Source organism: [Clostridium] celerecrescens 18A (genome assembly GCF_002797975.1).
Classification (GTDB): Bacteria; Bacillota; Clostridia; order Lachnospirales; family Lachnospiraceae; genus Lacrimispora; species Lacrimispora celerecrescens.
The window spans coordinates 4,784,581-4,811,315 of sequence record NZ_PGET01000001.1 but is presented as its reverse complement, the minus strand read 5'-3'; the positions used below and the strand labels follow the sequence as shown (position 1 = coordinate 4,811,315).

Annotated in this window: 23 protein-coding genes; 3 read left to right on the top strand and 20 right to left on the bottom strand. The window is 39.4% G+C overall.

Translation table 11 applies throughout. The features are described 5' to 3' along the window. Positions 1–22: 22 nt before the first annotated feature. The 6 genes from H171_RS21940 to H171_RS21920 all read right to left on the bottom strand — a co-directional run bounded on the left by H171_RS21940 (position 23) and on the right by H171_RS21920 (position 9,058). Positions 23–1,687, bottom strand: a complete 1,665-nt coding sequence (locus H171_RS21940; protein WP_242977041.1) for a GGDEF domain-containing protein — start codon at positions 1,685–1,687, stop codon at positions 23–25. 259 nt (positions 1,688–1,946) lie between these two features. Continuing rightward, positions 1,947–2,081 (bottom strand): hypothetical protein, encoded by a 135-nt coding sequence (locus H171_RS24755; protein ID WP_278283382.1) that lies wholly within the window; start codon positions 2,079–2,081, stop codon positions 1,947–1,949. 19 nt (positions 2,082–2,100) lie between these two features. Beyond that, positions 2,101–4,647 (bottom strand): bifunctional diguanylate cyclase/phosphodiesterase, encoded by a 2,547-nt coding sequence (locus H171_RS21935; protein WP_166433643.1) that lies wholly within the window; start codon positions 4,645–4,647, stop codon positions 2,101–2,103. A gap of 848 nt (positions 4,648–5,495) precedes the next feature. Continuing rightward, positions 5,496–6,233, bottom strand: a complete 738-nt coding sequence (locus H171_RS21930; RefSeq protein WP_100307024.1) for an MBL fold metallo-hydrolase — start codon at positions 6,231–6,233, stop codon at positions 5,496–5,498. An 86-nt stretch (positions 6,234–6,319) separates the two neighbouring features. Next, the gene (locus tag H171_RS21925) at positions 6,320–6,862 is read right to left on the bottom strand and encodes a DUF4256 domain-containing protein (RefSeq protein WP_100307023.1); all 543 of its coding nucleotides are present in this window, start codon (positions 6,860–6,862) and stop codon (positions 6,320–6,322) included. A gap of 15 nt (positions 6,863–6,877) precedes the next feature. Beyond that, a complete protein-coding gene (locus H171_RS21920; RefSeq protein WP_100307022.1) occupies positions 6,878–9,058 on the bottom strand; it encodes a HelD family protein in 2,181 nt (726 codons plus the stop codon). A 505-nt stretch (positions 9,059–9,563) separates the two neighbouring features. Here H171_RS21920 and H171_RS21915 point away from each other — a divergent pair. Continuing rightward, a complete protein-coding gene (locus H171_RS21915; protein ID WP_100307021.1) occupies positions 9,564–10,979 on the top strand; it encodes a PQQ-dependent sugar dehydrogenase in 1,416 nt (471 codons plus the stop codon). Positions 10,980–11,062: 83 nt separating this feature from the next. On the opposite strand, the gene H171_RS21910 is transcribed toward H171_RS21915, so the two are convergent. The 9 genes from H171_RS21910 to H171_RS21865 all read right to left on the bottom strand — a co-directional run bounded on the left by H171_RS21910 (position 11,063) and on the right by H171_RS21865 (position 21,135). After that, complete coding sequence (locus tag H171_RS21910) at positions 11,063–14,419, bottom strand: DUF11 domain-containing protein (protein WP_100307020.1); 3,357 nt, start codon at positions 14,417–14,419, stop codon at positions 11,063–11,065. A gap of 214 nt (positions 14,420–14,633) precedes the next feature. Next, positions 14,634–15,626, bottom strand: coding sequence for a hypothetical protein (locus H171_RS21905; protein ID WP_100307019.1), 993 nt, complete (start codon positions 15,624–15,626; stop codon positions 14,634–14,636). A 155-nt stretch (positions 15,627–15,781) separates the two neighbouring features. After that, positions 15,782–16,282, bottom strand: a complete 501-nt coding sequence (locus H171_RS21900; RefSeq protein ID WP_100307018.1) for a C39 family peptidase — start codon at positions 16,280–16,282, stop codon at positions 15,782–15,784. Between the two features lie 608 nt (positions 16,283–16,890). Beyond that, positions 16,891–17,361, bottom strand: coding sequence for a MarR family winged helix-turn-helix transcriptional regulator (locus H171_RS21890; protein ID WP_100307016.1), 471 nt, complete (start codon positions 17,359–17,361; stop codon positions 16,891–16,893). Positions 17,362–17,649: 288 nt separating this feature from the next. Further along, entirely contained in the window at positions 17,650–18,978 is a 1,329-nt protein-coding gene (locus H171_RS21885) for an FAD-binding oxidoreductase (protein WP_100307015.1), read from the bottom strand. Positions 18,979–19,060: 82 nt separating this feature from the next. Continuing rightward, complete coding sequence (locus H171_RS21880) at positions 19,061–19,540, bottom strand: flavodoxin domain-containing protein (RefSeq protein WP_100307014.1); 480 nt, start codon at positions 19,538–19,540, stop codon at positions 19,061–19,063. Further along, complete coding sequence (locus H171_RS21875; protein WP_100307013.1) at positions 19,537–20,145, bottom strand: TetR/AcrR family transcriptional regulator; 609 nt, start codon at positions 20,143–20,145, stop codon at positions 19,537–19,539. The genes H171_RS21880 and H171_RS21875 overlap by 4 nt, the downstream gene beginning before the upstream one ends. Before the next feature lie 236 nt (positions 20,146–20,381). Next, positions 20,382–20,762 (bottom strand): VOC family protein, encoded by a 381-nt coding sequence (locus H171_RS21870; RefSeq protein ID WP_100307012.1) that lies wholly within the window; start codon positions 20,760–20,762, stop codon positions 20,382–20,384. 46 nt (positions 20,763–20,808) lie between these two features. Next, positions 20,809–21,135 carry a cupin domain-containing protein gene (locus H171_RS21865; protein ID WP_100307011.1) on the bottom strand — a complete coding sequence of 109 codons (327 nt, stop codon included), beginning with the start codon at positions 21,133–21,135 and terminating at the stop codon, positions 20,809–20,811. A gap of 184 nt (positions 21,136–21,319) precedes the next feature. On the opposite strand from H171_RS21865, the gene H171_RS21860 reads away from it, so the two are divergent. Then, positions 21,320–21,661 carry a winged helix-turn-helix transcriptional regulator gene (locus tag H171_RS21860; protein ID WP_054791353.1) on the top strand — a complete coding sequence of 114 codons (342 nt, stop codon included), beginning with the start codon at positions 21,320–21,322 and terminating at the stop codon, positions 21,659–21,661. A gap of 128 nt (positions 21,662–21,789) precedes the next feature. On the opposite strand, the gene H171_RS21855 is transcribed toward H171_RS21860, so the two are convergent. Both H171_RS21855 and H171_RS21850 read right to left on the bottom strand, forming a co-directional pair. Beyond that, the gene (locus tag H171_RS21855) at positions 21,790–23,136 is read right to left on the bottom strand and encodes a DEAD/DEAH box helicase (protein ID WP_100307010.1); all 1,347 of its coding nucleotides are present in this window, start codon (positions 23,134–23,136) and stop codon (positions 21,790–21,792) included. A gap of 91 nt (positions 23,137–23,227) precedes the next feature. Then, on the bottom strand, positions 23,228–23,569 hold the full coding sequence (locus H171_RS21850) for a winged helix-turn-helix transcriptional regulator (RefSeq protein WP_100307009.1): 342 nt from the start codon (positions 23,567–23,569) through the stop codon (positions 23,228–23,230). Positions 23,570–23,678: 109 nt separating this feature from the next. Here H171_RS21850 and H171_RS21845 point away from each other — a divergent pair, with 109 nt between their 5' ends. Further along, a complete protein-coding gene (locus H171_RS21845) occupies positions 23,679–24,071 on the top strand; it encodes a RidA family protein (protein WP_100307008.1) in 393 nt (130 codons plus the stop codon). 151 nt (positions 24,072–24,222) lie between these two features. Here H171_RS21845 and H171_RS21840 read toward each other — a convergent pair whose 3' ends face one another. The 3 genes from H171_RS21840 to H171_RS21830 form a co-directional block, all read right to left on the bottom strand. Beyond that, complete coding sequence (locus tag H171_RS21840) at positions 24,223–25,536, bottom strand: MFS transporter (protein ID WP_100307007.1); 1,314 nt, start codon at positions 25,534–25,536, stop codon at positions 24,223–24,225. Positions 25,537–25,621: 85 nt separating this feature from the next. Next, positions 25,622–26,179 carry a GNAT family N-acetyltransferase gene (locus H171_RS21835; RefSeq protein ID WP_100307006.1) on the bottom strand — a complete coding sequence of 186 codons (558 nt, stop codon included), beginning with the start codon at positions 26,177–26,179 and terminating at the stop codon, positions 25,622–25,624. A gap of 59 nt (positions 26,180–26,238) precedes the next feature. Next, on the bottom strand, positions 26,239–26,688 hold the full coding sequence (locus H171_RS21830) for a YaiI/YqxD family protein (RefSeq protein ID WP_100307622.1): 450 nt from the start codon (positions 26,686–26,688) through the stop codon (positions 26,239–26,241). Between the last annotated feature and the right edge of the window lie 47 nt (positions 26,689–26,735).

The following is a 26,735-nucleotide window of genomic DNA, read 5'->3' as shown; positions in this document are numbered from 1 at the left end:
TTTTCCTATTTGAGCGGTCTGCCTAATCACTCCCTTTGCTGTTGTACTGCTGAGTCAGGGTATCCTTTACTGCTGCCTGGCTGATAAAGTCAGCTATTGTTAAAATCTTAACGTCTCTGTCAGCATCCTTTTCTTCGAATAGCATGCTGTTTGAAATGTTTTTCAGCAGTTCCACCACCAAGGAAATACCTTTCACCTTTACAGGAACTGCTGTGATCATAAAAACATTGTTATTTTTATATTCCACTTTAAAGAAAGTATCATCCTCGTGAAAGGCTCTCATAGAAATACAGTTATCACATAAACGACCTGTTTCCCAGTAATTATGACATGTGGTATCTGACGTTAAACATTCATTATCTCTGACTTCAACCACCCTCTTTTTCAAAGGATCTACAATCCGCATGACATCATATGTCTTTTCGAAAATTTTTATTTTATCCAGAAGAGCTTCGTATTCCTTCATTTCTGAAACCTCCTGGCTTTTTCTATTGGATTTAAATATTGCCTCTGCCCCAGTTGCAGAAAGCGAACAGACACGGATAGCATTGCGAACCCTTTTTGCTTCGTACAGGGCGGAGTCGGCATGAATAAAAAGCCTTACCGTATCAAACTGGTCTGATATTGCCGCAAGCCCGAAGCTTGCCGTCAGCATCAGCTGGGGATAGTCCTCAAAAATCAGGCGATTCACCCTGGCCTTGATCTCCCCGCAGACGGCTTCCGCTTCTTCCATACTTTTATCATGGAACAATAGGCAGAACTCATCGCCGCCGTAACGAAAGGCAGTCATATCCTCATGAAATTCTTTTAAGATTTCAGCAAATTCTATCAGGCAGCGGTCTCCCACGAGATGTCCCCATGTATCATTTATATTTTTAAATTTATCTACATCTACAATCGCGAGAATATAGCTCTGATCAGATGCCGAATCTTCCATATATTTCATTCTATCCCGAAATGCCTTCCGGTTATATATTCCGGTCATTTCATCCATATCGACGCTCTGCTGTAAGAGCTGCCTTTCTATCTCCTTATGTATGGCAGCATTGTTTTTTCTGCGTTCAAACCGGATCACAGCCATACAGGCAATGGAAAAAGCAATTAATACGAAAAGCGAAATCAAAAAATCCCCCAATCGGTGAGTATTTTCAAAAATACTGATCTTATCTGTATCCCATTTCAAGAAAAGTTCGGAAATCATAATAGAAGCAATGCTCATCAGAGCCGCAGCCCAGGTCACGCGATAGTCCGCATAAATTGCAGTCAGCATGATGGCAATTGCAAAAATATAGTAAGTTGCTGTGAATGTGTTGTGCACCGTAAAAAGAATGAAACCGATCCCCACAAAGAGAAGTGAAACAGCATAAATTTTAAGTTTCCGGGAAAAACGTTTTGATTTCATGATCAGGGATTCGATTGCAATACAAGTGAAGTTTACTCCGCTGGGAATAATCAAAAATTTTATGAAATATTTGTATACCGTTGTTGACAGCATATCCGAATTGACCAGGATCACACCCATAGCAATCTCGACCAATAAAGAAAAAATAACCAGGACAACGGAGGTCTTATAATGAAGCTTAAGCCAGCTTTCATCGATCTTTGTATACTCTTCCTGCACTGCCCTGATGTACATGTCATCTAAGTTTTCTTTATCTGTATGAAACCCAAAACATTCAAATCCCACGTTCCCACCTCCAGGTATCATGTATATTATAATTTAAAACAATTAAAAATTTTCAACCTGCTTCATCTATGTATCGCTGCTGCATACTGCTGATATTTTTAGATACGTTAAAATGTCCCGCCTTAGTACTTAATCGTCCTTTATCTTTGGACAACAATCGATGAACTTTTCCCATTTTAATATTTTATAGGATAAATCTATTTTTTCATACCATGTACTGTAGTATTTTGCATTTTTCTGCGAAATCTGACGAAATCACTTAGGCAGTTCCCGTCATAAGCAAGAAAAAGGGGCCTTCCGGCCCCTCAAAACCTATTTTAATCAGGTTTATGTTTTCAGTTAGTATCTGCCTTGCCCTCTTCCTCCCCTTACTTCTTAGCCGGATTCTGCTCATGCTCTTTTATCTGCTCTTCCTAAGTGGCTGATGGTCCTTTTCGAAACCACGTTCCAATACTTTCTGCATCACCAGGCTTAGCAAAATAATACCCCTGGATATAATCGCATCCCATCTCCTTAAGAATCTCTTTTTGTTCCGCTAATTCCACTCCTTCACATACCACCTTTAAGTTCAGGCTATGGGCCAGCTCTGTAATGCTTTTTATTACCTGATGCTCTGTCTCTCTTTCAAGGGCTCTTTTTAAAAATGACTTGTCAATTTTTAATATATCAATGGGAAGAACCGTTAAGTAATTAAGGGAGGAATACCCTGTACCAAAGTCATCCAGCGCAATACTGACCCCAAGGGACCGCAATTTTTTAAGGATTTCGATATTGTCCTGGGAAAGTTCTAAGAGGATACTTTCCGTAATTTCAAGCTCCAGCTGGTTTACCGGAAACTGTGTTTCCTTTAGAATCATCTCAACCTGATCATAGAAATTCTCATGGCGCAGCTGATGTACAGAGATATTTACGGACAGTCTTCCGATTTTACAGCCGCTGTCAATCCAGGCTTTTCCCTGTTTACAGGCATTTTTTAATATCCAGCTGCCAAGGGGGATAATTAATCCCGTATATTCGGCTACCTCTATGAACTCAAGGGGCAGGATCATACCCAGTTTTTCCGAATTAAGCCTTGCCAGAGCCTCCACTCCTCTTATATCATCCTTTGATAAATCCTGCTGCAGCTGATAATAAATGAGAAGATTATCTTTTGCCAGAGCTTCCCTGATACATTCCTCCACATTGGATTTTCTGATAATTTCATCATGCATCTGTGCATCGTAGATGCAGTACTGGTTTTTTCCGCTTTCCTTCGCCTTGTTAAGAGCCGTATCGGCGTTCCGAAGTACATTATTTGCTGTCTGTCCGGCTTCAAGACCATGGACAACACCAATACTGACAGATAAGTAAACGGACTTTTCCATAAGCACGAAGGGAGAGTCAAAGATGCTAAGAATATTCTGGCAGATCTTTTCCACCTCTTTGACGTCCTGGTGATTCCTGATAAGAATTAAAAACTCATCCCCGCCGAATCTTGCTACCATATTTTCCTGCCCCAGGATCTGCGTCAGCCGGTTACCTACCAGCTTAAGCAGCTGGTCGCAGAAATCAAGCCCAAGTAAATCATTGTGGATCTTGAAATTATCCAGATCAATCATAAGGATGGAATATCTGCATACCCCCTCTCCAATACATCTTAACGTATCCTCAAGGGTTCCCATAAACTGCACCTTATTAGGCAATCCTGTCAGCATATCATAAAATGCCATGTATTCCATCTTTGATTCCCTATGCTTCCGTTCTTCAATATTGGACACCGCACCTGCAAGCTTGCCAGGAAGGCCCTCACCGTCAAAATAAACCTTTCCCTTATTTAAGACCCAGGTATAGCTGCCATCCTTATTTTTAATGCGGTACTCCCGGTGAAACTCCCGGGCCTCTCCCTTTAAGCAAGAGTCAAATTCAGCCAGTACTGCCTGATAATCCTCCTGATGGATGGTTTCTTCCTGTAATATCCCACGGAGTCCATGTCCTTTCGGGGCATTTCCGGTAATATCGATCCATTTATCGGAAGTAATAATCTCATCGGTTATGAGATTCCATTCCCAGAGTGCATCATTCGCGCTGTCAAGAGCCAGGGTGTAGCTTTCCTTCAGCCTTTCCAGTTCCTTGTGAAGATTGGCAAGATGCTGGATATTTTCATCCTTTTTAAAGAGCCCCATCTGCACATAGATGAGTACTCCCATAAGGAACAGCACCAGCACCGAGATAAACCCTATGACCGCTCCGTTGGTATTGATGCTGTTTCCTTCCTTTGACAGTTTCATTGTCCAGTAAGTATCCATGACCGGGATCTGGACTATGTAGGAATTTCTGTCCATCCAGGGGGAATCCCCCCAGATGAGCCCACCTTTATTATTATAGATACTGATGTGGTAGGAATTCGGTACCGCCTCTCTGATCACCCTGTCCATATAGGTATTAAAGTTAAAAACCACAACAAAAAATCCGTTAAACTGATCGTCCTTATAAAGAGGATACCGTATGACCAGCCCCATCAAATTCTGGGTCCCCTTCAGGATAAAGGGGTCATTGACCGTTATAATCCTGTTTTTAATAGACTTTTCAAAGGCTTCCTCCACCTCCGGACGTCCAAGCAAGGAGGTGCCAATGGTATAATCATAGGCATCAGGATATACCATATCAGTGATCGTATTCTTATCTTTATGCTGGATATATAGGATGTCCGGGTTGTCCTCCATATATTTGGATGATAAAATATTAAATTTATGCTTATCGATTTCATCATCAATGTCATAATTATAAGCAAGGGAGGTTAATACGCCCTCTGTTATGGCAATATGCTGCTGAACAGAATAGGACACAGATTGTCCAATGCTTGAAAGAACATAATTGTCTTCTGACTTCTGGGAACGCAAAAGAACGAAAACAATCGTCATGAAAATGATAAGCATAATGACCGTCTGTACGGCTATATTTCTGGAATACTTATTTCTCATTACTGCCACCTCGGTACTGGTTTGTCTCTCCATAACCAGTTATTTCATTGATTGTCTTTAATTAGCTGTATACTTTGAATTATAGAAATGCAATTTACCATAGGAGTATACAAAAATAATCTGCTATGAATATAGAATACAGCAGATTATTTTTTTCCACAAACTCATTTATGCAGTATATTTGAGCTTTCTGTCAGATCTCCCGGCAGAATCCTGGGCAAGAGGAACAACCTAGAGATTCCCATCCACGCCACAGGAACAGACTCTCCCAGACAGGTGTGCCATTATTCACAGGCACCTTTAGAACGTTTTTCCTTTAGTTATTACCTGACAGCCTTCGTCTATCCAAAACCGGTTGGAACCTCTACAATGGTCAAAGGGGAATGGAATTTTTGCTCAAGCTGCCTTTTGAATGCTCTCTATGCCCCATTTAATCCAGCTTTTTTTCATATAAAATATTCTGTTTCAATATTTTAATTTCCTATAATTTACCACAAAAACCGACATATTTCAACATATAGTAACATGTCATACATTAAAAATGCATATTTATGTTATTTCTGTAACACCTCATTATTTCCAGCTTCTATACGAAAAGAGGCCGCGTTTACTGGTTATAATTACCACCAATAAACGCAGCCCTTACCTATAATGGTCTGTTTTATACTGGGATCACATCCCCCAAAAAACCTTTCCTACCGTACAATGATCCGGCTTTCAGTAATTAATAAGACAGTGCTTCAGGGTGGGTGTGGAAATCAACAAATGCTGGTAAAATCAAATATCCGCCGAAGACATACCATTATGCCTCACGGTTATAAAACAGGGTTCTGTTCATTTTTGCTCCTCTATAAAAATTCATCAATACTATTTGTTCTAAATGCTAAGTCTGTAAAGTTTTCAAAAATCCCTCCATGATAGCAATAATAGCGGTCAGCATCCAGAGATATCAGTTTATGAAGGGAAGCTTTTGCCGCCTCCATATCCAGGGTATACTGCGGATTTGCGATGACCAGTTGATTGCCCTCAATAACTGCGGCATCTCCTGTGATAACGGAGCTGCTTTCCCTTAGATATAAGGAAATATGCCCCGGCATATGTCCCGGTGTATCTATGATCTCACAGCCGCCGGCCCAGTCAAAATGTTCCCCGTCCTTAACCTCTATGTCAACGGATACAGGTTTAACTTTTCTTAAGGATTCACAGAATTGAATTCCAAAAGGCTTTTGCTCTTCCGGCATTACATTCAACATTTCTTCCGCCTGTAACAAGCGCAGCGACTTTTTCTCACCGGTGATATACCCGCTTTCCGTGCGGCCTGCCACGACCTTTATCTCAGGATATTTTTCCTTTATTTCAAATAAAGCCCCCATGTGGTCGTCGTCATGATGAGTGATCAATACCTTAGTTAAGGAACCTGGATTAATCCCCTTTGATTTCATCTCACCCTCTAATAAAGGCAGAAAACCGGGATATCCGCAGTCCACGAGAACCACATCATTGGCGCTTAATAATAAAACCGGGTGAAATGTCCGGGTTTCATTCTGATATTGAAAATTTATATCTAACATAATTATTTGATTCATTTAACTTAACCTCACAAAATATTCCCATTATCTCCTAAGCAGTAATCCAAACCGCCTCATATCTCCCGTTTGCAAAAGCTGTAAATTCACACCCTCAGACAGCCCCGAAATCCTCTGCTGCCATAAAAGGAGGGCGCACTGTTGTGATATAGGAAAACATGACCATAGCGGAAGTCAGCAAAAACGGCGCCTCCAAGTGTTCTGATATCAGATGGAGTCTTCACCCAGCTTGATGTCTTCCTATCGAAATCCCCCCATTTCTGAAGTTCCCGGTATTGTTCCTCCGTTAAAAGTTCAATGCCCATGGCAGCAGCCATACCGACGGCATTGCCTTCCGGATACACGCCTTTCCTTTCCCTCTCCTCCTGGCCTTCACGGTCATAACAAATATTTCTGCGGCCATTTGGACTTTCTGGAGAACAGTCATAAAAAAAATATTCATCCCTTGTTTCATCCAATATAACAACATCCGGTTCTCCCCCGGTTCTTTCCATTTCATGAAGTGACCGGAGTTTATCAGCGTTCTCTTCCAGCCTTTCCTGCACCGGTCCCCACTCAAGACCTTTATGACGGTTCATATGTTCAAAAAACCGGTTCTTCAGTATACTTAGCAGTTCTTCGTTTGACATGGTTGTTTTCCTCCCTTACAATTTCCTTTCGTCCAGTAACGGACTTGTATCTCCCTTACAGAATAAGTTGAGTCTATGCAGCGCCCTTGTACAGGCGATATATAATAGTTTTTTATCATCCTGGCTGTGGTAAGTTTCAGCATCGGCATCACATATTAAAACAGCATCAAACTCAAGCCCTTTGGACATATAGACCGGTATAATGAAAACGCCTTGTAAATCTGTTGTACTTTCACTATTAATTAATTGGACATCAGCTTTGTCCTTTAAGCACTCAAAGAGGAAACGGGCACTTTTTTCAGTTTTGCAGATTAATCCGATTGACTGGTATCCCATTTCCAGGCAGGAATTTACTTCTGATACAATCAAGTCATGATACGATGTTTGATCCTTCGCTGCATATAACAGGGGCTCATCCCCTTTTCGGTTGAAGCTCTTTATCTCTGTACTTTGCTCAAGGAATTTTAAGCCATAATTTAAAATTTCATTTGTACACCGGAAGCTTTTGTCCATAGTAACAAGAGAAGATTTTTTCTTATTGAAGATTTTTCTGATCAATTGGTATAAGGATAAATCTTCTCTCTTTTCCAGGGTCTGGTTGATATCTCCAAGGATCGTAAACTTCGCTTTTGAAAACAACAGGTGAAAGATTTCAAAATGGAGAGGATAGTAATCCTGTGCTTCATCAATTACTACTTGCTTAATGGTTTTATATTTATTGATCCCGTATATTTTTAAATTCAAATAAGTTAAAACCGCAGCATCATCATAGTACAGCATGTTGGTATCTAAATTTTCCTGGGTGAAAGTTAAAATGCGGTCCATGCAGCCGGGAAGCTCTATCCCTTTTGCCAGACTATAAAAATATTCTTTGTCATGGAACAGCTTTCTATAAACATCCTTAATATCAAGTTCCATGAATTTTAACATTTCTTCATTCATCTGAATTTTCTCTGATTGTTTTAAGCGGTATTTCTTGGACTCGCTGATCAGTCCCAAAATATATTCCCCTATCAGCTTTAATCTCATACCCAGAGGAGTTTCGTTAATTCCGGATAACACTTTCTCTTTTATCATCTCTCCGCTTATGATACACTCACCGCCATAAAAGATATCCTCAAAGTTCATCCATTTGTGGGGCAGATCATCAATGAACCGATCCAATATCTCCAAAAACTGGCGGGATGTTTTGAATTCAATGCAGCTTTTAATAATATCCCTGTATTGAGTATTAGAGATCAGGTTTTCCAAAAATTGATTTCTCGATTGAACTTGTTCATTCTTCAGTACAGAAGCTATGATATCTTCAAATACCACCGATACAACATGTTCTTCTCCAAGCTCAGGCAATACATTGGAAATATACTGCTCAAATAATGAGTTTGGTGAAATGATCAAAATATTATCAGCGGTAAGCTTTGAGGAAAGGCCCTGGTACATCAGGTAGGCCGCTCTGTGAAGAGCAATGGACGTCTTTCCGCTTCCTGCCACTCCCTGTACCATCATTAAGTCATTTTCCATATCCCGGATAACAATGTCCTGATCCCTTTGAATGGTTTCTACGATCGTTTTCATCTTTGGAGAAGTATTCTGGGACAGCAGCTTCCTTAAAAATTCATCCACAATCTGTACGTCCGCATCGAAAAAATACTCCAGCTCCCCTTTGCTGATTTCATACTGGCGCTTTAAATTAACCTCTCCGGTGATCCTTCCGCCAGGGGCATCATAAAATACCTGTCCCAATACAAACCGGTAAAAGACGCTTGCTATGGGTGATCTCCAATCATAAATAAAAAATTCATTTGTCTCATCTTTCTTTAAAGAGGTGCGTCCGATGTAGATATTTTCGAATTCATCTTCATCATCGAACTTGAGATCAATCCGGGCAAAATAGGGGGATTGGATCATTTTCTCCAGCAATAAGATTTTGTTTTCTACCGCTTCATAATCGGCGATTTTATCTGTGATCGGATTTGCATACTGGTTTAAGGCGGCAAGGGCTTCAAACCCTTCGCTGCTCCATAGATTTGCTATGGAGTGAGACGTATTCTCACGCAGCTCTTTCTTGGCAGAAATTATGGCCGACTTATTCTCTACGTTGCGCTCTCTCGCTTGATCCAGCTGCTTTTTCGCTAAAGCAATGGTTTGTTCTAACCTGCTCTTTTCTAATTCTAATTCCGTCCGGTTATCTTCCATAACAAATACCACCTCTCTTATAGAATCGGCAGAAAACTAATTTCCTAAACCGTTATTCAAAATAGTCTAGCACAACCCGAATCAGAAAAACAGTCTTGTTGTGGCCGGCTGTATGTGTTATAATAAAGGTAGAGAGGGAAAGGTGATTGCGCAGATGCACAATCACCTTTCTTTTATATATGCCATATTTTATAAAAAGCAAACTGCCTGGTTGAGAATGGCTTCTTTGTCATACCATAAATGAGGAATTAACTTCTGCATAATGCTGACCTCCAAAAATATTTATCAGGCTGACATAATCATCTTGTAATAATGTTCCTCTTTGCTTTCTTATCCAATAAAGTTAGTCACAACATGGCCTTCTTCTACAGGGACAGGTGTGCTCTCTTTGCCCGCATCAATGATCTATACCCCCATAAACATACTTACTTGATGTTAAATCTTGTACTAATATAATAGTTCTATTCATATTTTATTAAAAAATGATTAGAATGGGGTTGGGACATTGGTAAACGTTAAGGTTCATTTACAGCCATTAGTAGGTAATATAAATTTGCCCACTATTTTAAAAACAGCCATACTTCCGGGTGATAATGCAGAACGATTATTTATTGCAACCCAGGTCGGAGAAATCTTTTACATCGGAGACGGAGCTATCGAAACTTTTTTAGATATTCGCCCGAGAGTCTTAGAACTGGGGAAGTCTTCCGGGGGATATGATGAACGTGGACTGCTGGGATTAGCATTTCATCCCGACTTTTATAAGAATGGCCTGTTTTACCTTCATTACTCAGTTGCCGGATCGCAAGGTCCAGGTGCTCAACCATCATCTTTCAGGCCCGACCCATGTGACCCAGCAACCTTAAACTTAAAGTGGACAAATAGGGAAACGCAATATAATCACATTGATACAGTCGAAGAATGGATCTTTCAATCCAACGCCCAACCTCAAAAACGCCGTACATTACTTAGTATAAGACGACCGTATCTAAATCATAATGGTGTAAACAGCTTGAATTTTTCACCGGAAACAGGAACGCTTGTATTAACAACCGGAGATGGGGGCGCAGGCTTCGATCCATTTAATTTAAGTCAGGATAATATGGAAATTGCCGGTAAAATAATTGAAATTGATGTGGCGGTAAATACATTTAATGATAACCCACCGGTAATTACACGCTTTCATGAGCTTCCAGTACCTTTTCAGGAGACGCTTACGGTTATTGCAAAAGGAGTCCGCAATATAACGGGTATTTCATTTCAAAGACTTAACAGTCAATATGTTAAATACGTTGGGAATGTGGGACAGGATCTGGCAGAGTCGATTTTTTCATTCGTTGATAATAAACCCTTACCGGTCACGAAGCTTATCCAATCTTCTATGACGAATACCGAGCCTGAGCAAGAAGGATTTATTAACTTTGGCTGGCGTGGTTGGGAGGGTGCTCTACCTACTTCAGTTGAAAATAACTGCTCTGCAAATCCAGCTTTGGATGAAAAAATAATTGCTTATTACGATGAAACAATAACAACCTCGGTAAAGCGCTTACCCCCTCTTATCAGTTATTTTCACCAAGATCCCCGGCCTGATAAGTTTGGGGCAACTGCGCTTACAGGAGTTCAGCCATATATGGGAAATGAAATGCCGGATTTAACAGGGAGTGTTGTGTTTACTGATCTTGCAAAGAATGAAGGAGCTCCGCCGCCTGTCAGAGGGGCTCTCGCATATACCACGCTAAGGGCAGATTGTAAACTACAGGACTTTAGTGTGATTGATATTGATTATGATTTTGGGTCTAAATCATCTTATTTTGTTAGCTTGGGAACAAATCTGGATCAAACCAGGCTATATTTAGGGGTCTATGGGTCTATGAGAGTAGCGGATCATTACCAAGGTACTGTTTTTGAAATAATTCCATGAATATAAAAGTACCGCCAACCGTTGAACAGTTGGCGGTATGAACTTAATTCATATACTAAACCTTAACAGGAAGAGCAGCAAGATCAATCGTCACAAAATTTTGAAATTAGTACACAAGCTGTCGCTGTATTATTGTTAAGATCTGGATCTGGCGTTGTTGAACTGACTTGTGCTGTATTAATTATTTTACAAGAACATGTTTGCCGTATGCATCCTTTTATAAGAACGACTCTTGAAGTGCCTGCTGGTATTGTGCCTAAGTTAACACTTCCCGGCCATGGCTGGAAAGCAAAACCTTCGTCCAGTGAAAACATCGGTTTTTTAAGAATGTTTGCCAGGCTATCTGTTAAAACAACATTCTGAGCATCTGCCGGGCCTGCATTTGAAATCACGATAGTAAACACCACCAGCTCTCCGCAGCAAACCTCTTTCTTATTTGCAAATTTCTTCACAGATACGTCTGCTTCTGTTTCTTCACCTGCCGAAACTGCCACACATATTGATGCTACATTGTTAAACAGATTAGGATCCGGTGTTGTTGAGATTGCAATTGCCGTATTATTAATACAGCCTGTAGCTGATTCTGCTACTGTACCTCTAATGATAATAGTTCTTGATTCTCCAGCCGGCAATGCTCCTATATTAAGGGAACCCAGCCATGGATTGAAGGTTGCTCCTCCATCGATTGAAAATACCGGCCCTGTAATGCTTGGTGAAATATTGTCATTTACAATTACATTTTCTGCAGTATTTGGTCCTGCATTGGATACTACAAGTGTGAAGGTTATCATTTCTCCTGGAGCCACTGGATTGGGGCTTGCAGTTTTTGTAATTGAAACATCTGCTCGGGCAGGAGCTAATATTGGCGTCTCTGTCGTCGAAGTGTTGTTCTCCGGATTTGGGTCTGGTGTTGGGGAACTGACTGTTGCTGTATTGATAATAATGCCTGCTGCTGTTGGGCTTACAGTTCCTCTTATTATGATAATTCTTTCCGCGCCTGCCGGTAATGTCCCTAAATCAAGAAATCCTGGCCATGGATTAAATGTTACTCCTCCATCGATTGAGTACTCTGGATTAAGAATAGAACTTGGGATACTATCCATTAAAAGAACTTCCTCTGCAGCATTTGGACCAAAGTTATCAACTACAATTGTATAGCTAAGCGGCTCTCCCGGTATAGCGATTGCCTGATTGCTTTGTTTTTCTACCGCAATATCTGCTTCAACAGCTGATACTGGAGTTTCTAACGTTGAAGTGTTATTCTCTGGATTTGGATCTGGTGTTGTGGAGCTAACGATTGCTGTATTGGAAATCACACCTGTTGCGTCTTGGCTTACAGTTCCTTTTATTATGATAATTCTTTCTGCTCCTGCCGGTAATGTTCCTAAATTAAGAAAACCCGGCCATGGATTAAATGTTACTCCTCCATCATTTGAGTACATTGGATTAAGAATAGAACTTGGTATACTGTCCATTAGAAGAACATTCTCTGCAGCATTCGGACCAAAGTTATTAACTATAATTGTATAGCTATACGGCTCACCCGGTATAGCAACTGCCTGATTACTTTGTTTTTCTACAGCAACATCTGCTTCAACAGCCGATACTGGAGTTTCTAACGTTGAAGTGTTATTCTCTGGATTTGGATCTGGTGTCGTGGAGCTAACGATTGCTGTATTGGAAATCACGCCTGTTGCGTCAGGGCTTACTGTTCCTCTTATTATGATAATTCTTTCTGCTCCTGCCGGTAAAGTTCCTAAGCTAAGAAATCCTGGCCATGGATTAAATGTTACTCCTCCATCGATTGAGTACATTGGATTAAGAATAGAACTAGGGATACTATCCATCAGAAGAACATTTTCTGATTCACTTGGGCCAAAATTATTAACTGTTATCGTATAGCTGAACGGTTCTCCTGGTACTGCAATTACCTGATTACTTTGCTTTATTACAGCAATATCTGCTTCGCCTGGTAATTCTTCAACCATAAGAGGAACTGGGTTTGATTCTTCTGAAAAAGTACCTGGTATACCACCCTCAACAGGTGTATAAGAGTAATTGATAGTTGCCGTATTTATCGCAGGATTCGGATTCGGTATGCCTTCAACTCTCACCTGAAACGTCACTTCCGTGACGGATCCACCTGGAATATCCGGCAGCGGAAAACCAATATTAGGGTCTACTCCAAGCTCAGGAACTCCATTAACCGTTACACTTCCAGGTATGAATAATAAACCATTAGGGATATTATCCTCAAAAAATACATCTGTAAGAGGACTGGTACAAGTATTTGTTAATTTAACCGTATAAGTTACGATATCGCCTACATTTGCAGTAAACGTGCTGCTTGATTTAACTGGAGTAAATGTTGGCACTAAGATTTCCTGTAAAGCAACATCATCAATAGCATAATCGTTCCCTACAACAGCTTCTCCTTCACTGAAGAATTCCACTGTAATTTGAGTGTTATTCATCGAATTAATAACAGTTCCTATTTGTTTCCACTCTGGTGCATTTATATTAACTGGAATTTCAACTCCTAATGCTTGCTGAAACAGTACATTACCGTTTTGATCCAGGATTCTGACACCTAGCTGTGCCGGCGGAAAGCCTGTTACTTTAAAAAGATTAAGAATCCATGTGCTGAATAAAAAATTAGTATTCGGTGTAACCGGTACTGTAGACCTAAAAAATACGGCTCCTGGGTTAAACCCATTTACTACCATCATTCTTCCTGTTTCATTTCCTGTCGTATGGTCGGCGATACGCCACCAAGCCCCGATAACATTGCTCATTGCATCTGTCATAATATTCTGTACCGTATATTCTCCATCAATTGGTGTAAACTTAGTCGGATCCGGTACTACATACGTAAAGTCTGGTGTAACATTGGGATATGGTGCGACCGCAGGTCCTGTATTCGCTGGGGTCCCTGGCGGGAAGAATCCAAACGTTCCGTTATCTGCATCTGTAATAAGATTTGTATTGGATACAGTTGTACATGGGTCTAATATCGTTGCAATCGGTGTATATATCACTGGGCCGTTTAATATATTTTGGTTGGTTACATCCGCTCCTGTTACTGTTATCAATATTGTGTTAGGTGTTAAACAATCAAGGTTTGTTGACCCTGCGGGGGGATTTGCAACAAAACTAATAGGGGGCGTTGCCGCTGTAGGAACTGGTCCTGGTGCTGCCAGGGTAAAATCACCTGGTGTAGCTACTCCCCCCGCAGTACCATACGCCTCTACAATTCTATAACTGCCATTTGGAACATTAATAAATGCATAATTTCCTGCAGCATCCGTAAGAACTACAAGCCTGACACCTGTTGTTATATTCTGTAATACAACAGGTACATTTGCTATTCCAGAATCACCAGCATCTATAGTAGCACTTCTATTTCTATCAAATATAATTCGACCTGATACTGTTGCCATATTATCACTCCTTTATATGAATTCTGTAATACTATAATATTCTGCCAAGCTTTTATCGGTGACAGCCTCGTCCTTTTGCACTTACTCCCATTAACTCAAACTTCACGTTTTATCCTCTTTAAATTTTGGTATAAAAAAAGAGAACCTTTTTTACAGTTCTCTTAGTTTTTATTTCGATTATATCTTTTGATATCATGGCTCCTCTGAAACGCTTCTATCTTAAGAATTTACTTGAAAGATAACTGGCTATTGTACTTATATCTTTATTGCTTCCGGAATCATTTATTTCCTGGTTCAGCTCATTGTCATTTGTAAACGATCCATCTGCCTCTTGCAAGTAAACGGCAGCTAATGGTTCTCCAGACGCACCGCCATAGTTGTCTTCAACAATAATGATAATATCCTTTAATCTATCTTTATTTACATCCTGAAATGAAACTGCTTTAACATCTACGCTATAAGGGAGAACTGCATTGAAATTATAAAGAATATCTCCTTCTTCGTTGGTTAAATAAAATTCTACAGGTATATGGTCCCCACCGGTTAACTTTCCTGATACGAATTTAACATTGCCCCATGAATTTAAATCCACCATAAAAGTTTGATCTTTGGTAAGTTCAAAACCATTTACATTTTTAAGATTATACGGAGTAAATTCAAACGTACCTTCCGGAAGGCGCATGACTGAATCTTCGGATTTCTCGGTTATTGTGATCGTGGCCTCAATGGTATTATCAGGTTTCAATAAAAGTTCAACCGTTCCCTTATTTCCCCTCGAATCATTTACAAGCTGGCACTCTGCTGTATTGTTTATAATAGTTCCTTCAAGTTCTGCATCATCCATATTGTATGCCGGGGCATTGCCCACTACACTGACCTCCCCTTGAATTTTCCCATCTTCGATTTTTGATATTAAAATACATACGCCGCCGTTATCTGGAAAATCAGTATCCGTATTTCTAACCCATGTCTTTTTAAGATATCGCTTATAGTCAATCGTTTCAATGGTTGATGCAGCGGTTGTAGCGGCTGTAGTTGCCGTTATAGGTATACTCTCTTCTTGAGATTCTGTCGTAACACTATATTCTGCAGAAGTTTCCAGTGACGGCATCTCATTTTGCTGCAGATGATTGGTCGAAGTATTTTTTCCACAGCCTACAATAAGGAGAGAGGTTGTGATAATTGTAAACAGCATCTTTTTATTCATTATTACCTCCGATGGCAGTTCTGTTATACTTTGTAGATAAACATGATTATGCGTATATGAACAATTCCTATTATACCATTATCTTTTCTAGCTTTCTATCTTTATTTGTGATCTCTGTCCTGCCTGTCTTGACCTTAAAATCCTTTGGTTATGTATCATTTGATTATCTGACATGCTATTCCTGTATAATATTTTTGGAAATCACCTGACCAGATATGTTTCACGTAGTTATCAGATTTCATTGTTTCATAGGGATCAAGATAAGTAAAAAAATCCTTATCTCTTTTTACTAATAAGATCCAATGACTATTTCTAAGACCAAACTCTTCCTCATTACCAGTCATCATTACCATAATCGGAGACTTCTTCAAGGCTTCCTTCCATTCGTCGTCATAAAAAGACATTCTGAAGCTGATGTTATTTTTAGTAAGATACTTTAATATGTCTTCAGGGTAAGTCCCATACTTCATATCATCACTATCATATCCTTTTTCTTCTGGTGAAACATTAAAGTTTAATTCTAAGGCAAACTTCTCAAAATTATCGTAACCGGGGATCTGGTGATATTTAAATAACATAGCAAGGCAGGCAATTCCACATGCATATTCTGGATAAAAGCTTTGATCATTTTGGCTGATAAAATAATTTTTATACAAGTTATTTTTTTCCTCTCTATTACAATCTGTTCTTAAGCTTATTTTTTAAATACGCCTGGCAGTCTGAGCAGTACTGCCATCATTTATAGTCAAATGTTGATAAATGCCATCATGTGCAAAATTAACTGTCAATGATAAGCCGCGAAGGAAAAATTCATTATCCGAAACAGCATACATTTCAAGTTTCATAGATCCAGGGAGTTCAAGGTACAGCCGCTGATTTTTCATCATAACCTTTGCAGTCAATTCCGAATTTTCTTCCAGTCGGTACTCGCCAACATATCTGTTTTAAACCTCTGGATCTAATGTTCTTGCTATCTGCAATTCCTGTGCCTTTGGAACCTCCTATGGTTCATCAAATAGTATATTCTCAATTGCATGTAAAATAGATTGTTCAAAATCAAAGTCCTGTTCTTTATTTCTTAAAAATATAATCGTAGAATCATGATCAATGTATCTTTTAAAGAATGTAGTATAACCTGGCCAACCACCGCTGTGCCACACAGCCCTTCCCCTTTTCTTATCATTCTCTAAAATCCCTCCTAGACCATATTTAAATTGGCTATCAAGTCTTGGGGAAGACGGAGATATTATTTTCCTTTTAATACCTATCTTGATAATTCTTCTTCTACTATTAAATTGAGTTTTTGTAAAATGTCTCGTAATTGTATCATGTCTTCCATTTTCATGCGGGAATAAAAACGATTTACGATTTCCCTGTTAATCTCTTCTTCTTTTGCATAATAATGGTGCCCTTTTTCATCTAACTGCACAATTATTTCTCGTCTATTATCTGGATTAATTGCCCTTAATAGATATTTTTCTTTTTCTAATTTGGAGACAATCTGGCTAACAGCACTTGAAGTAACATTCATTGCTTCAGCCAGTTGGCTTATAGATAATTGAGATTCCTTTTTCACTAAATCCATTATTATCGTTTGCTTGGATGTAAGATCCTCATTAAACAAGGATTGGCGCTCTTTCATCAAACGAGCATTCATGGAATAAGTTATCTCATTAATTTCCGCAACCATATGGAACAGTTCATATTCGTTCTGATTATCTGTTTTAGGATCCAAAGCTTTACCTCCTTTTATATTTAAGTTGGTTTAACTATAAAGTTATCTAAACAATTTGTCAAGTAATATTATTAGATTACCATCAAAAATAGATATCAAGTATATATAACAGCTAAAAAAGCTTCTTGAATTACCAGTACTTCCCAAGCAAAAAGCCTCCGCTTGAAAAGACTATTTTGCCTGTGACTTTCTGCGGGGGCCAATAAAAAAAGAGATACCGGTTCCACGGTATCTCATAACTTTCATCTTATTCCACTGTATTCAATCATCCATGTCAAAAGCCTCACCTTAAATAAGCCTCTCTTGATCTGAACAAATACTCTGCTTAAAGTGGAATATATCTTCCGGATCGTATTTGCATTTAATTTGCATTAATTCCTGATAATTGGTTCCATAATATGCGTTGGCCCAGTCTTTGATACAAACATCAGGCCAATTGACGTAGGTTCCATTCACATATTTTAACATGGCTCTTCTGAGACTTTCTACCCAATGTATGTTTGGCTCTTTTTCATTATCAGCGTTCCAGCGTGTTATATACTGCATAATATAGTTAGCATCTCGATGGAAATAGGCCGTTCCAACTGGAGGGATCTGCCTGACTGCTCCTCCCAGACTCTGAAATTGAACCGAGTTATCTTTATTGGGGGAAGTCTCCATAAAGCAAAGCAGGGTGTTTATTGCCTCATCAGGTAAACCATCATACACAAAAGCTCCAGTGTTTTTAAACTTATGAGGACCAAGCCCCCCATCAAACTTAAGTACGGCTTCAATAAAAGGTATTGTCTGAATATCAATCTGAATTGGATTGCCAGCGGCGGCTAAGGGTTTTAGTAAGCATCTCAGTTGGTCTTCATTGCCTAAAAATTCACCGGCTGAAGAAATACGGCCGTCTTCCTTGGTAAATAAGTCTATAATTGATGTCAATCGTTCATCTACAAACGGCGCCCATGCCTGCCATGTCTTGATGACCTCTCTGGCATCCGACCAATCCCAGGTAATATTATACACGGCAACATCTGAAATAGGATGGACCTTAAAAATAAATGACGTTACAATCCCAAAGTTTCCGCCCCCGCCTCCCCGGGATGCCCAAAAAAGATCGGGATGCGTGCATCGGTCAGCGCATACTTCTTCCCCTTTATCATTGACCATCCGGACAGCTATTAGGTTGTCACAAAGCAGCCCCATCTTTCTTGTCAGCATGCCAAATCCCCCTCCTAGTGCAAGTCCGGCAATGCCAACTGTTGGACATGTTCCTCCCGGAATCGTAACACCTCTATCCCATAAGCACTCGTAAATTGGCAGAAGGGTAGCTCCGGCTCCGATCGCTGCTTCCATGTTCGTTTTATCAAGAATGACTTTATCCATTTCGCTTACATCGATGACGATTCCATCATTCAATATTGAAAAAGCTTCATAGCTATGCCCTCCACTGCGTGCACGCAATGAAATACAATTCTCTCTTGTCCATTTTACCGCATTAATCACGTCCTGGGTCTCCTGGCAGTAAACAATAGCCAGGGGATACTTTGAGAATCTCGTATTATAATCCCTACGGGCAATCTCATAACATGGATCATCTGGAAAAACAATTCGGCCAGTGAGCTTCGTCATTTGATCCTTTGCCTCCAATAGCTTTTTTATTCATTATATATAACATATGCTTTCTGTTTTTACTTTAATAATTATAAATGCATTACATACTTATTTCTTTTATGAAGCTCTCTAAATGCTCATGAGAGATTTTCAAGCTTTCAAAGTTGTCCTTTAAGGCAGCTTTCATAATAATCTTATTTATTCCTTTCAGTTTATCGATTCTGGCCTCACCGCCAAAATCCTTTATGACTACTGCACTTTCAAGAAGTGCTGCCGGGAAGTTTTTGGACAAGTATTCATTTATTTGTGCGGGAAGGGCACAGCAGAGAAATATTCCCACTCTTTTTCTGCTCAGCACATCTACGTTTTCAATGCAAAATGCACGCATTTTCTTTGAAATCGTACCGACATAAATAGAACTCCCTAAAATGACCGTATCAAAGTTATCTAAGAGAAGGGGGTTAGAATTGATTTCGTTAATGCTAACAAGCTCCACAGTACCAGGCAATCCAGATTTTAAGAGCGTTGCACAATCCGCTGCACATCCATATTTACTTGAATAAACGATAATTGTATTCACTGCTTAATTCCTCCCATTAAAATTTCTACAAAATCATCGATATGCTTGTGAAAATTATCAAACAGATATAATCGGCTTCCAATGGAACTCAATACAAAGCCGAGTAATGCACTTACAATCATCCATGAATTGTTCTCAATGCCTGGCCGAAAGACTTTTTGTGAAATTCCGATAGAAACTAAATGATCAAGCATATCTATTCCTTGATTGGCTGGCTTTCCATCTGTGCTATCATTTGCAAATACGACATTTATTCCACTGTGCATAATCGCTTTAACCATTTCCGGTTCACTGCAAAGCCCCTTGATGAATCCACGCAAAATATCATGGACTTGTTTATCGATTGGCAATGCGGCCTCCTCATTTATTACAGCAACTACTTCTCCCATAACCTTTCTATAAAGTACATCAGACATATCTGTAATAATTTCAGCTTTGTCTTTATAGTAAAGATAGATGGTAGTCGGAGAATACTCAATTTGGGCAGCTATTTTTCTTATTGATAATTTCTCGTACCCCTCTTGGACAATAACCTCAATGGCAGCATCCATTATTCTCTTTTTCATCTCTTCTTTTTCAACATCACGCCGTTCCTTAATTCCCATACAGACCCCTCCCACTTAACAGTGTTAAGTTAATTTACACTGTAATTATATACTGAGATTTATATTATGTCAAGTATTAAGATTCCGCCTCAAGATGGACTCCCATGCTTTGGGCTAAACACGTTCCACTTAAAGGACATACCAGGGTCTTTCCCCCCTAAGATTGCGCATATGCTGCGCACTAAAAAAGGACGTGAAAGCTATCACTTTCATGTCCTTTATTTCAAATTACACGTTTACCCCCGAAACTCAATGAATTCGCCATCAGGACCTTGAAAAACAACTCTTTTCCAGCCTTTTTCCTGAGGTGTTCTGGGCTCGGGAATATGTGGCTCAGCTGCAACCGGGACCCCTGCATTCTTAAGCCTTTGATAATCTGAATCAAAATCATCGCTAATGAGACAAAAATGATATCCCTTATTCTCCTTTTCATTTGTCCAGTGTTCAAACTCTAACACAGTATCGCCTAACTGAAGGTAAACAACCTTTTCAAGGTTCGGCACCCCGGGAACATCGTGTTCAAAATATTTTTTAAATCCAAAGTTTTTTTCATAAAAGTCAATCGATTTTTGTCTGTCTTTTACTGAAAATGCAACATGGTCTATTCGCGTAAACATGAAAAAATACCTCCTACGCTCGATCCTGAATTTTTATAAGTATAGTTTAATCCTTTTTGGAGGTTTCGATTTTAATCTGCAGCACCGCCCAATTGTCAGAACTGGTATTATTGAATCCGTGCGTCTCACCATTTGGTGAGAAAATTATATCCCTTTCCTTCACAAGCATTTCTTCATTGTCTATAGTGATTGTGCCTTCACCAGATATTACATAAAAGACTTCATCGATATCCGAATGCTTATGATCAGGTGTTGTCTGTCCTGGGGCATATAGCAAAAGTCCTGTATCCAGCTGACCTTCTTTGAAAATTACCTTACGCGCACTTTTTTCTGCTGCAAAATCTAGAATATCGTTAATATTAATTTTTCTCATATTTAACTCCTGTCTATTTGAAATAGTATTCAGCAATTATTACCATTTAAATCGAAACCAACTGGTTTCATGTACTGCTGTATATTTACTATAATATCGTTACAAACTTTTTGCAAGAAGGCACTATTTTGTGCTATACTAACCAAATAGTAAGTAAATACAATTGTTGATAGGAGTGATCATAATGCCGTGTGATAAATTATGCCCTATTGAGCATACCGTCAATTTAATCGGGCACAAATGGAAGGTACTTATTCTGAGAAATCTATTCAATAACGGCACACAAAGATTTATTGAACTCAGTAAAGGAATTAACGGAATAAGTCAGAAGATGCTGACACAACAGCTTCGCCAGCTGGAGGCCGATGGGATAATTGATAGAAAGGTTTATCCAGAGGTGCCGCCAAAGGTGGAATATTCTCTTACAGAGCTTGGAAAATCTTTAAGTCCGATTATGGAGGAAATGAATCGATGGGGATTAGAGCACCTAAAACAAAGCAATCTGAATAAGCAAAATAATGGGTAATTATAAATTCATCATAAGAAAGTTATCTTTATCCCAAAAGAGGAATGCCGGTGTAAGTGCAACACCGGCATTCCTCTTTCTACATTTCTTTCCTTCATTAAAATCTATTATTCAACGGAAGAGCAGATCTACCGCTTTTTGTCATTCTTTGAAAATTTATTAAAACTCCTTTTTTCTTTCAATGTTCCATCTGCTGTCATTCGATACTTTTTCTTTGATGATGAAACACGGTCTATGGAAGCTGTATGCAATGATTCTCTCTTTGGCGATGCACCCGAATTCCCTGTTTTTGCTTTATCCCTTCTTGGCTGCACAACCTTTATCGCCGGAAAGTTGTTCTTTAATGGGTAAGGATGATCTTTTATTTCTGTTATTTTCTTCCCAATTAATTTTTCAATATCATTAAGTTGTCCTTTTTCATCAAAATCGCAAAAGGATATTGCTGTTCCACCAAGTCCTGCCCTGCCTGTTCGCCCAATACGATGCACATATGTCTCTGGTATATCTGGAAGGTCATAATTAATAACGTGGGTTAGTTCATCTATGTCTATTCCTCTTGCCGCGATATCTGTTGCAAGCAATATCCGCAATGTTTTATTTTTAAAGTTGTTTAATGCACTCTGACGTGCTCCTTGTGATTTATCACCATGGATCGCCCGCGCAATCACGCCATTCCTTGATAATTGCTTCATAAGGCGATCCGCCCCATGCTTGGTACGTGTAAATACCAACGCTGAATCTATGTTTTTATCTTTTAGAATGTGCAATAGCAAATCTTTCTTATTGCATTTATCTACAAAATATAAATACTGCTCGATGGTATCCACGGTTGATGATACCGGAGTGATTTCTATTTTCGCAGGAGTCTTTAAAATCGTACTCGCCAGCTTGGCGATGTCTGGCGGCATCGTAGCCGAGAAAAGTAGTGTTTGCTTTTTTATAGGAGTTTTGGCAATGATCCTTTTAACATCATGAATAAATCCCATATCCAGCATGCGGTCAGCTTCGTCCAATATAAATATTTTAATATGTTCTATATTTATAATATTCTGATCGATTAAGGCCAGTAGTCTTCCTGGTGTTGCCACCAGTATATCTACCCCTTGCTTTAAACTTTCCTCCTGAGGCTTTTGAGATACTCCCCCAAAGACTACACAAGATTTTAATTTGGTGTATTTCCCATAAGTATTAAAACTTTCATAAATTTGCAGAGCCAACTCTCTGGTCGGTGTTACGATCAGAGCCCTTATATTTTGTTTTGCCCTATGAGACACGTTTTCTTCGCTGAGCAGCTGAAGCGTTGGTATAGCAAATGCAGCTGTTTTTCCGGTGCCAGTCTGGGCACAACCAAGTAAATCCCTGCCGCTTAATATAACTGGTATTGCTTCTTCCTGTATCGGTGTAGGAACATCGTAATTTTCCTTTTCTAAAGCCTTAATAATATCAGGCATAATATTCAATTCTTTAAATTGCATAAATTCTCCTTTTAATCTGTATTGTTTAAATCTATCTCTTTTCTGACGCTTGGCCAAGCCATTCAATTAGAACGGCGCGATCGGCTAACTTCTAATTATTTCGATTTTTACCTCCCCACTCACACAATTCTTCCAAAACGGGTAATAGAGTTTCTGCTTTACCTGTCAGACTGTACTCTACTTTAGGAGGGATTTGAGGATACTCTTTCCGCCTCACCAGTCCATCCGCTTCTAATTCTTTTAATTGAGAACTCAATACTTTAAAAGTAATAGTACCTAATTGTCTTTTCAGTTCATTAAAGCGAACTGGTTGGTTTTCGGCTAAAAGGTATATAATAACCATTTTCCATTTACCACCGATCACTGACATTGTATAACCAAAAGGTGTATCCTGTATATTTTTAACTTCACCATTAAAATCAGCCATACCCATATTTACATACACTATCCTTTCGAATAGTACCTATCAATATAGTGCGTACTATTCTTTTATTTTAGCTTAGTATATACTAAGCTTACTTTAAAGTAAAGGAGAGATAATAATGACTAATATTAATACCTACAATCACGGTCTTCCATGGGAAGACGAACACGGCATCGCCCAGGGCTACTGCATTAACGGCACTCTATATATTTCGGGTCAATTCTCCCATGATATGCAGGGCACGTTTATTGGAGAGGGCGATATCGAGGCACAGACAAGACAAACGCTGGAGAATCTTGACCGGGTACTGGCAGGATTTGGCGCTGAGAGGTCGAACATCGCTGAGATGGAGATTTTTCTGACTGACCCGCAAGAACATTTCGAAAAATGCATTCGTATTTTCAAGGAGTATGTGGGTGATCATCGACCGGCCGGCACCCTGGTCGGAGTGTCAGGTATGGCGTTTCCCGGCCAGCTGATTGAAATTCGTGCTGTAGCACATATTAGCTAAACCGGTCACAGGGTTACGATGCCAGGAGACCAGGCATCGAGTTACTCAGAAAAAATGAACCGCTCCCTTACTTTTTGACAGGGAGCAGTTCATGTTACGCCTCTGTTATTTATAACCCGGATTAAAAATCCTAAAGCAACCGGTGAAACGGTTAACCATTAGCCACAGGATTATCAGCTTCCCTATGCTCTTTACCGAATTCAGGATCACGGATACGGCCAACGATAATAATTGCTGCGATGAATATAGTAAATGTAAACACAAATGGCAAGCGGCGGTCAATACTTGATAACCAGCCAGCAAAGTAGCCAAATGGTGAGGCGAAAGCAATGGTAAAGGACATAATCAAAGCATTAATTCGAGCACGCTCCTTTGGATTGATATTTAGCTGGAGCAAGGCATCTTTACGGGGCATTACAAGGGCACTGGCGACTGCTACAACAAAGACATAAATGATAATAAACGGCATACCACCGACCGGAGTCAGTATCAGAAGAATCGAGCATGCAGCATACAATACCAGACCAATCCACATCGGTATCCGGAATTTTACAGATTCCAGGCGGTGCTGTACCCCAATCATGAAAATCAACATTACAGCCGCATTCAAAATAGGAAAAAAAGCCAGATAGCGATCCGCTATACCTAACCTTTGTGTTACATACAAGCTAAAGAAGTTAGTACTGACAAGATTCGTTATATGTAAGATCACAGAGACTATAAGCACTTTCATAATCTCTTTGTCCATTAGCACTTTGGGTATCAGATCCTTGTATTCATATAACATCTGTAAAACAGTGGTATCTTTCGTCTCGTTCATGCGAATCTTTCCCTGACGGGTTTCATCACAATGCCGAAAGGTAACAATCACCTTAATCAGCATATTCACAGCGAAAACAAAATATAAAACACGGACAACCGGAACAACGGTAAAGGAATTTATCAGCAATCCCGAAATTGGTGCAAAAAAGATTGCAACCAGACCTCCTATGTTCACCCAGGTATAGATTCCTAATAGATCCTTGGAATCTGCATCTTCAATCAATAAACAATACCATGCAGTCTGGTTGATCTGCTCAAAACTGTTAAATAAAACTGCAATTAAAAAGAACCAAAAGTTACCCGAAACAGACCATATCAGACAAGCAACACACCAACCAAAGAAATCCCCCATCATGGTTGTGAATTTGCGGCCGAACTTATCGGTGATGATACCACCGAAGAAGGAAAAGAACACCTGGACAAACATGGCAACCGATAAAATCAGTCCGATTTGAACGTCCGTTATTCCCTGCGTGTACATATATAATGTAGCAAAAGGTGCGATCAAGTTATACGGAATACCCCAGAGTGGTTCCATTAAAATCAGGGTTCTTGGATTCCCTTTGTTATTTTTTAATAATTCAATTAATGGGTGTTTCTGCAGAGTTTTTACTTTTTGTACTGTATTCACTGGTTTCTCCATTTTTCTCGCCTCGGTTCCAAGATAGGATCCTGATAATCTGAGGTTTCCATATCAACATCTACTGTTATCCCTACATGAATCACATTTATATACCATTATATAATAATGAAAACATATTTAAATCCTGTTGTTTATTTCTAAAAAAAGCATATCCCCTTAATAAGCCTTCGTAATCAAACCCTAATTTCCTTAACAGTTTTTCTGAATTTTTGTTTTCAGGATATACGACTGCTTCAATTCTTGACAATTGCATATGATTAAAACCATATTCTAGCATTGGTTTTATCGCTTCTTTTGCATAACCTTTATCCCAATAATCTTCATGTAATTCGTATCCAATTTCAGCTCTTTTGTGCCTATGATTCCAATTATGAAATCCACAGGTACCAATTATTGTATTTGATTCTTTTAGTTCAATCCCCCAACGTATTGCGAAGTCTTCGTTAAACGAATTTTTATAACGAATGATAATACCTTTCGCTGTTTCTTCATCTGTTAAGGGGAACATACCAAAATATTCCGTAACCTTCTCAGATGACAGAACAGAATATACCCTTAACGCATCGTCTTCAACTAATTCTCTAAGAATCAACCGATCTGTGGATAAAATCGGAAATTCACTTGGCAAAATTCTATTATCCATAAAATTAATCTCCTTAGCCTGGATTAACCAATGCGTGTTATGTGTCTAAAATCTGATCCTTATCTTTCACCAGCATGGGTGATTAATTTTCGAAACGATTCTTCGAACTGTTTGTCATCTTCCAGAGTTCTTTTTCTTGGTCCACTCAGATGATGTTTGGATTTTACTCTCCTCGCTGCTTTTGCCATATGCCGCTCCATAAGAAGTTGATCTATGTTATCATTGGTATACCATCTTCCAGATTGGTGAATCGCATAAGCATCTTTACCCAATACCATTGCTGCCACACCATAATCCTGTGTTACCACAATATCACCGGATTTACACAGGTTAACCAATGCAAAATCCACTGCATCTGCTCCTGCACCGATAACCTTTATCACGCTATAATTGGACTGTAACACATGATTGGTATCGCATAGGAGACATACTTCTATCTGATTCTCTTCTGCTATCTTTTCCACGATTTTAACTACCGGACAGGCGTCTGCATCCACATAAATCTTCATTTTCTTCTTCCCCCCCTCATTCAGCATACTTTAACAAGCAGTCGCCT

Excerpts from the sequence above, each read along its gene's own strand:
- H171_RS24755 (WP_278283382.1), bottom strand. The coding sequence starts at position 2,081 with ATGAGCAGAATCCGGCTAAGAAGTAAGGGGAGGAAGAGGGCAAGGCAG.
- H171_RS21935 (WP_166433643.1), bottom strand. The coding sequence starts at position 4,647 with ATGAGAAATAAGTATTCCAGAAATATAGCCGTACAGACGGTCATTATG.
- H171_RS21930 (WP_100307024.1), bottom strand. The coding sequence starts at position 6,233 with ATGAATCAAATAATTATGTTAGATATAAATTTTCAATATCAGAATGAA.
- H171_RS21925 (WP_100307023.1), bottom strand. The coding sequence starts at position 6,862 with ATGTCAAACGAAGAACTGCTAAGTATACTGAAGAACCGGTTTTTTGAA.
- H171_RS21920 (WP_100307022.1), bottom strand. The coding sequence starts at position 9,058 with ATGGAAGATAACCGGACGGAATTAGAATTAGAAAAGAGCAGGTTAGAA.
- H171_RS21910 (WP_100307020.1), bottom strand. The coding sequence starts at position 14,419 with ATGGCAACAGTATCAGGTCGAATTATATTTGATAGAAATAGAAGTGCT.
- H171_RS21905 (WP_100307019.1), bottom strand. The coding sequence starts at position 15,626 with ATGAATAAAAAGATGCTGTTTACAATTATCACAACCTCTCTCCTTATT.
- H171_RS21885 (WP_100307015.1), bottom strand. The coding sequence starts at position 18,978 with ATGACGAAGCTCACTGGCCGAATTGTTTTTCCAGATGATCCATGTTAT.
- H171_RS21875 (WP_100307013.1), bottom strand. The coding sequence starts at position 20,145 with ATGGGAATTAAGGAACGGCGTGATGTTGAAAAAGAAGAGATGAAAAAG.
- H171_RS21870 (WP_100307012.1), bottom strand. The coding sequence starts at position 20,762 with ATGTTTACGCGAATAGACCATGTTGCATTTTCAGTAAAAGACAGACAA.
- H171_RS21865 (WP_100307011.1), bottom strand. The coding sequence starts at position 21,135 with ATGAGAAAAATTAATATTAACGATATTCTAGATTTTGCAGCAGAAAAA.
- H171_RS21860 (WP_054791353.1), top strand. The coding sequence starts at position 21,320 with ATGCCGTGTGATAAATTATGCCCTATTGAGCATACCGTCAATTTAATC.
- H171_RS21855 (WP_100307010.1), bottom strand. The coding sequence starts at position 23,136 with ATGCAATTTAAAGAATTGAATATTATGCCTGATATTATTAAGGCTTTA.
- H171_RS21850 (WP_100307009.1), bottom strand. The coding sequence starts at position 23,569 with ATGGGTATGGCTGATTTTAATGGTGAAGTTAAAAATATACAGGATACA.
- H171_RS21845 (WP_100307008.1), top strand. The coding sequence starts at position 23,679 with ATGACTAATATTAATACCTACAATCACGGTCTTCCATGGGAAGACGAA.
- H171_RS21840 (WP_100307007.1), bottom strand. The coding sequence starts at position 25,536 with ATGGAGAAACCAGTGAATACAGTACAAAAAGTAAAAACTCTGCAGAAA.
- H171_RS21835 (WP_100307006.1), bottom strand. The coding sequence starts at position 26,179 with ATGGATAATAGAATTTTGCCAAGTGAATTTCCGATTTTATCCACAGAT.
- H171_RS21830 (WP_100307622.1), bottom strand. The coding sequence starts at position 26,688 with ATGAAGATTTATGTGGATGCAGACGCCTGTCCGGTAGTTAAAATCGTG.